Origin of the sequence: Streptomyces sp. NPDC006997, assembly GCF_040635175.1 — a bacterium.
In the GTDB taxonomy this organism is placed as follows: domain Bacteria; phylum Actinomycetota; class Actinomycetes; order Streptomycetales; family Streptomycetaceae; genus Streptomyces.
This window is the reverse complement of record NZ_JBEYHH010000085.1, coordinates 1-5,407: the sequence shown is the minus strand read 5'-3', so window position 1 is coordinate 5,407 and position 5,407 is coordinate 1. Positions and strand designations below refer to the sequence as shown.

The 5,407-nt window shown below is 67.1% G+C and carries 4 protein-coding genes; all 4 read left to right on the top strand.

The window, feature by feature from the left end; genetic code table 11:
• The first annotated feature begins 338 nt into the window (after positions 1-338).
• The 4 genes from ABZ659_RS35665 to ABZ659_RS35650 all read left to right on the top strand — a co-directional run bounded on the left by ABZ659_RS35665 (position 339) and on the right by ABZ659_RS35650 (position 5,376).
• The gene (locus ABZ659_RS35665; protein WP_360229113.1) at positions 339-2,744 is read left to right on the top strand and encodes an ATP-binding protein; all 2,406 of its coding nucleotides are present in this window, start codon (positions 339-341) and stop codon (positions 2,742-2,744) included.
• 4 nt (positions 2,745-2,748) lie between these two features.
• Entirely contained in the window at positions 2,749-4,422 is a 1,674-nt protein-coding gene (locus tag ABZ659_RS35660; protein WP_360229110.1) for a DEAD/DEAH box helicase family protein, read from the top strand.
• A 6-nt stretch (positions 4,423-4,428) separates the two neighbouring features.
• Entirely contained in the window at positions 4,429-5,028 is a 600-nt protein-coding gene (locus ABZ659_RS35655; protein WP_093554499.1) for a hypothetical protein, read from the top strand.
• Positions 5,029-5,148: 120 nt separating this feature from the next.
• On the top strand, positions 5,149-5,376 hold the full coding sequence (locus ABZ659_RS35650) for a hypothetical protein (RefSeq protein WP_360229116.1): 228 nt from the start codon (positions 5,149-5,151) through the stop codon (positions 5,374-5,376).
• Positions 5,377-5,407: the final 31 nt, after the last annotated feature.

The following is a 5,407-nucleotide window of genomic DNA, read 5'->3' as shown; positions in this document are numbered from 1 at the left end:
CACAATGATCACGAACCCCCGTGCCTGCTCTGCTACCCGCCCCTACCGGCTGATCGCCAACCCTCCACGCAATCACGGAACTTGATGGAGCCCTGGAGCGGCGCCCCTCGGCGGTGATCAACGGCTGAGTTGGGCTCCGAGCCACGCGGCCGTCCTGGATAACCTCATCCAGGACGCCGCAGACAAAGTCGCCCAGCTCGTGCCGCCATTGCGGCTGTATCTGGCTGCCCGGATCAGTAGGGGACCACCCCCGATTGTCAGTGCCGTGGTGTATGCCTTGGTTGAGCTGACGGATACCCGCTGGCCCATGCTGGCGCAATCTATCGAGGAGGAACACTTTGTCGACCGACGCCGAGCGAGCGCCCCTTGAGGAGATCGACCTCACGCCCTCGCCGCAGTTGCTGGAGGCGTTGGGGGACATCCCCTACAAGCCCTGGCAGTGCATGGCTGAGCTGATCGACAACTCTTTCGATGACTTCCTGACCGACCCGGACCTCACACGCGGAGAGCCCCGGGAGGTCTGGATCACTCTTCCGAGGCCGACCGACGAAGACCTCTTCGTTAGCGTGATCGACAACGGTCGCGGTATGAGCCGCGAGATGCTCCAGAACGCGCTCCGAGCCGGCTACAGCGGCAAGCGCCGCTACGGCAGCCTGGGGCTGTTCGGCATGGGCTTCAACATCGCCACCGCGCGGCTTGGGAACCTGACCGAGGTACGGACGACCCGCGCGGGAGACCCCAACTGGCTGGTTGTGGAGATCGACCTGCGGCGGCTCGCCCGCAACGACAGCTACAAGTCGCCTCTTCGCCGTGAGCCGAAGGACGATCCCGCGCTGCACGGCACGGAGGTCGTCGTCCGCCGCCTCCGGGACGAGATCGCCGAAGACCTCAAGCGCCCCCGCCGGCACGCGGCGATCCGCGCCGACCTCGGACGCGTGTACTCCTACCTGCTCCGTAGTGAGAACCCCGTGCCCGGAGTCCCCGACGGCCCCATGGCCGGGCGCGGCTTCAAGCTCAAGGTCAACGGCAAGAACGTGTCACCCCGACTCCCCTGCGTATGGTCGGCATCACGAACAGTCACCAGGCAGGGCCGCGAGATCCCGGCGATCAAACCCGTCGACGTCCGTCTGGCGCCCGCCCTCGCCTGCATGGACTGTGGTCACTGGCAGAACCCGGACCTCGAGTTCGACCGTTGCGTTCAGTGCGAGAGCGAAGACCTGCAGCTGCGCGAGCGACGTATCCACGGCTGGATCGGCGTCCAGCGGTACCTTCACGAGAGCGACTTCGGCATCGACTTCCTTCGCAACGGCAGGAAGATCCGGGTCGGGGACCGCTCTTTGTTCTCCTGGGAGAACCCGGACGACGGCACCCTCGTCCCGGAGTACCCGGTGGAGGTTCCGGCCAACCAGGGACGCATCGTAGGCGAGATCCACCTCGACCATGTTCCGGTGGGCTATCAGAAGCTGGACTTCAACCGTGAGAGCCGCGAGTGGCGGTACGCGGTGACAGCCCTGCGCGGTGAGGGCCCGATGCGCCCGAAGAAAGCCGCCGCGCTTGGCTACCCGCCAAACACCTCCCACCTCGGCGAGATCTTCAAGGGGTATCAGGAGAACCGCCCGGGCACGGATTGCCTCATCCCTGGCGACGGCAGCAAGGCGACGCACGAGGCGGCCCGCGACTGGGGCGCGAAGTTCCATGCTGGCCAGGCCGAGTACCTCTCGGACGAGATCTGGTTCACGGCCGTACTCGCCCACGACGAGGCTCGCGATAACGGTGGCCGAGCCCCGAGCCCGACCGTCGGCGCCAGCGGGCCTCGCGGCTCGTTGTCCGGGCGCACGGGCTTGACTCCTCTGGGCGCTGGGGGCCAGACGGATGCCGACAGTGAGGCGCGGCCCGTCCCTCCCGTGGCTGAGCCCGAGCCACAGCCGGTGGAGACGGAAGAGCAGCGGTTCGCCCGGTACCGTGCTGACTCGACCCGGCTATTCGACCTCGCGGGCGAGGTGAGCCTTCCTCGCCTGGGGCGGCGGATCGTAACGGTCTTCGATACCCACGTGCCCCTCTTTGACGATCAGGAACGTCAGGTTCCCTCCCTGGCCCGGATGGGGCGCGGAACCAGCCTGGAGGTCTACGTCTATAGCGAGCACCCAGTGTTCCGGGAGTACGGGCGCGACCCGCGCGACTACGCGCTGATGGAGATCGCGCAGACGCTACACGCCTTCGAACCCGATGGGCAGAAGGTGACGGCGGTCCTCGCTGACGTCACCCGGCAGTTCCCGGACCAGCGGGTCACCGAGTCCGCACTGCGGGAGAGGGCCGAGGCAATGACCGGCCGGGTCCGGGCCCTGATGGAGCCGATCGTCCCGCTGAAGGCTGCCGAGTTGTGGGCTGCCCTCCCTGAGGACGCTCGCCTCCGCGCCGAGCGTGAAGCGGGTCGGGCTGACGCCTCCCTCGACTGGCCGACGGTGGTCAAGGAGGGCGCGTTCGTGGCGTACCTCGACACGGCCGGCATCGCGGCGCTCGTTCGAGTATTCCCGGGCGATTTCCTCGACGGCGCGGTGTTCAAGACCTCCTGGGCCGGCTGGTCGGACAGCGAGATCAAGGACCGCCAGGTGGCGCAGGCCGTGCGACCACTTGAGGTCGTGAGTGAGTTCCTGGCCGAGCCCGGGACGAAGACCCGGCTGGAGCTGGCTCTGGCCAGGATCACCTTCGACATGCTCGACCACAACATCGTCCGCTCGGAGTGAATCTGTGACGACCTCCTTCATGGCCCCGGACTTCCTGCGCGCCCTTGGGCCGTCGGGATTCACTCGCCAGGTGGAGCGCCTCGCGCTCCACCTGGGTTTCACCGACGTGGTCAACATCGACGGGTCCTACGACCAAGGAGGGGACGTCCTGGCGCTCCGGGAGGGGAAGCGCTGGGTCTTCCAAGCGAAGTGGAAGGCGGGGGCGGCCGTGCCGCCCGGCGCGATCGACGAAGTGCTCCATGCCAAGGCCCACTACGGAGCGGACCACGCCGTAGTCGTGACGAACAGCCGCTTCGGACCTACCACCCGCAAGCGCCGCGAAAGTCTCGCGGCAGCCGGGATGCGCGTGGAGCTGTGGTCTGGTCACGAACTCATGGACTTGTACGCGGACGACGGGTTCGCTGCCCGGCGCCTTCCGCCCCATACCTTGCGGGCTTACCAGGAGCAGGCACTCCAGGCCGTCCTCGACGACCTCGACAGCTCAGACCGCGCACTGCTCGTGCTGGCCACCGGCCTGGGGAAGACGGTGGTCGGCGGCGAGGTGATCGCTCACCATCTCAGCCGGAATCCCCGCGACAAGGTCCTGGTCGTCGCCCCGGCCAAGGACCTGGTGGACCAGCTGGAACGCGCGCTCTGGCAGCACCTGCCCAAGGACGTCCGCACGCAACTCCTGACCGGAGATCACCGCCCCGACGACCTGCGAGGGGTGACGTGCGCCACTGTGGCGAGCGCCCTCGGTTACGCGCGGGCCGGCTACAGGCCCGCTCTGGTGATGGTCGATGAGGCCCACCACGTGGCCGAGGACGGGCAGCTCGCCGAGCTGCTCGACGTCCTCTCTGCCAGCCGCCAATTCGGAGTGACGGCGACGCCGTGGCGGGGCGACCGCTTCGACATTCGCCATCGGTTCGGCGAGCCGAGCTTCACTCTCGGCATCGAGGACGGCATGCGACTCGGCTACCTGTCCGAAGTGCGGTACAGGCTCTACGCCGACAGCATCGACTGGGAGTTCGTCCGCTCAGCCAGCGAGCACAGCTACTCGATCAAGGACCTGAATGCTCGCCTCTTCCTGCCCGAACGGGACGAAGCCGTCCGCGAACAACTCATGACCGTCTGGGAGCGAACACCCCAGCCGCGTGCGATCGTGTTCTGCCGCACCGTCGAGCACGCCGAGCAGATGGCCGCCCTGCTCGGAGAAGTCCCCCAGTGGCGCGGAGCGCTCGCGGTCCACGCCCGACTGGACCGGCGCGAGCGGCAGGCGCGGCTGATGCGCTTCCGCAGCGGGCAGACGCCGATCCTCACGGCGGTCGACATCCTTAACGAGGGAGTCGACGTTCCGGACGTCAACATCCTCTGCTTCGCGCGAGTCACGCACAGCCGTAGGATCTTCGTGCAACAGCTCGGGAGAGGCTTGAGGTTGCGCACCGGGAAGACGCACGTGGAGGTTCTGGACTTCGTCAGCGACATCCGTCGCGTCGCGGCCATCATGAACATTCGCCAACAGGTCGCGGAGGACGAGCTGGAAATCCTGCGGCTGACGCAGCGCGGCACCAGCTTCGAGTTCGCGGACCAGCGCGCCGAAAGCCTGATGCGTGAATGGATCAAGGACGCGGCCAGCCTGGAGACCGCGCTCGACGAGAGTCGTTTGCAGTTCCCCAACCCCGCCGTTTTTGGAGGTTAAACCCGGATGAGCGAGATCGACGAGGAGATCCGGGGGGAGGTCCTCTCCGAGGTCTACCGCCAGATCGAGGAACTCGACTGGGACGGGCTGTCCTCGCGTGAGCGCTCACGCTGTTACGAGCGGTGGGTCAACGACCCGTTGATCGGCGACAAGCTAGCCCGGTTCATTCCCCGGGAGAAGGTCCGGGTGTGGATAAAGGACGGGCCAGTCAAGGAACTACCGCGAGTGCGCAACGGCATCGGCCCTAACGCGAAGTACGCCTTCAGCCGTTACCCGACGGCCGATCAGATCGCCCGGCAAGTCCTGGGCCCGGACTGGCGAGCCGACCTCGACACGCTCGATATCAAGCCCACCCAGTGCGTCATCAAGGGGCCCGGCTCCGAGCGGCTCATGATGTGGGCACCGCCTCAGAACCTCCAGGACCTCGTCTGGGCCGGCATCAACGCCAAGGTGGACAATCGCCCCGAGCCTCTCCTCATCATCGGGCTGACGCAGGGGCAGCGGCTCGGCGAAGGCGAGCAGGCGAGGCAACGCCATGTCGCAGGGGTCGCCGGGCTTGAGCTGAGACACACCACACTGAGACTGACGCGCGTCTCTCCCCACTGACCTTTCAGCAGTGGCTCACCGCGCCGGCGAGCAGTCACCGCGACGGCGGCCCCCATCCTGGAATACCTCTGTGACGGTTTCGATTGGTCCCCTTGTACAGATCACACGAGGGGGACGTTGGTGACCGACCTAAAGCTGTTCCGGCTCGATGCCGACGGCCGGGACGTCGAGCTGCGCGGCTCCACCGTGACGCTGGAGGTGGAGCTGCAACGGCGGATGGAGGCAGGCATGGAGGCCATGCTCGGCATCCGCTTCCTGGCGTCGGAGTACCCGACGGGGCCTTGTGACTCTCCTCCCGAGGGTTCCTCAAGCACGCCGAAGCCTGGTCGCGCCGCAGCGTGCGCCTGACCTGGAGGTCCATCCGTCCCACGCGAGCGGT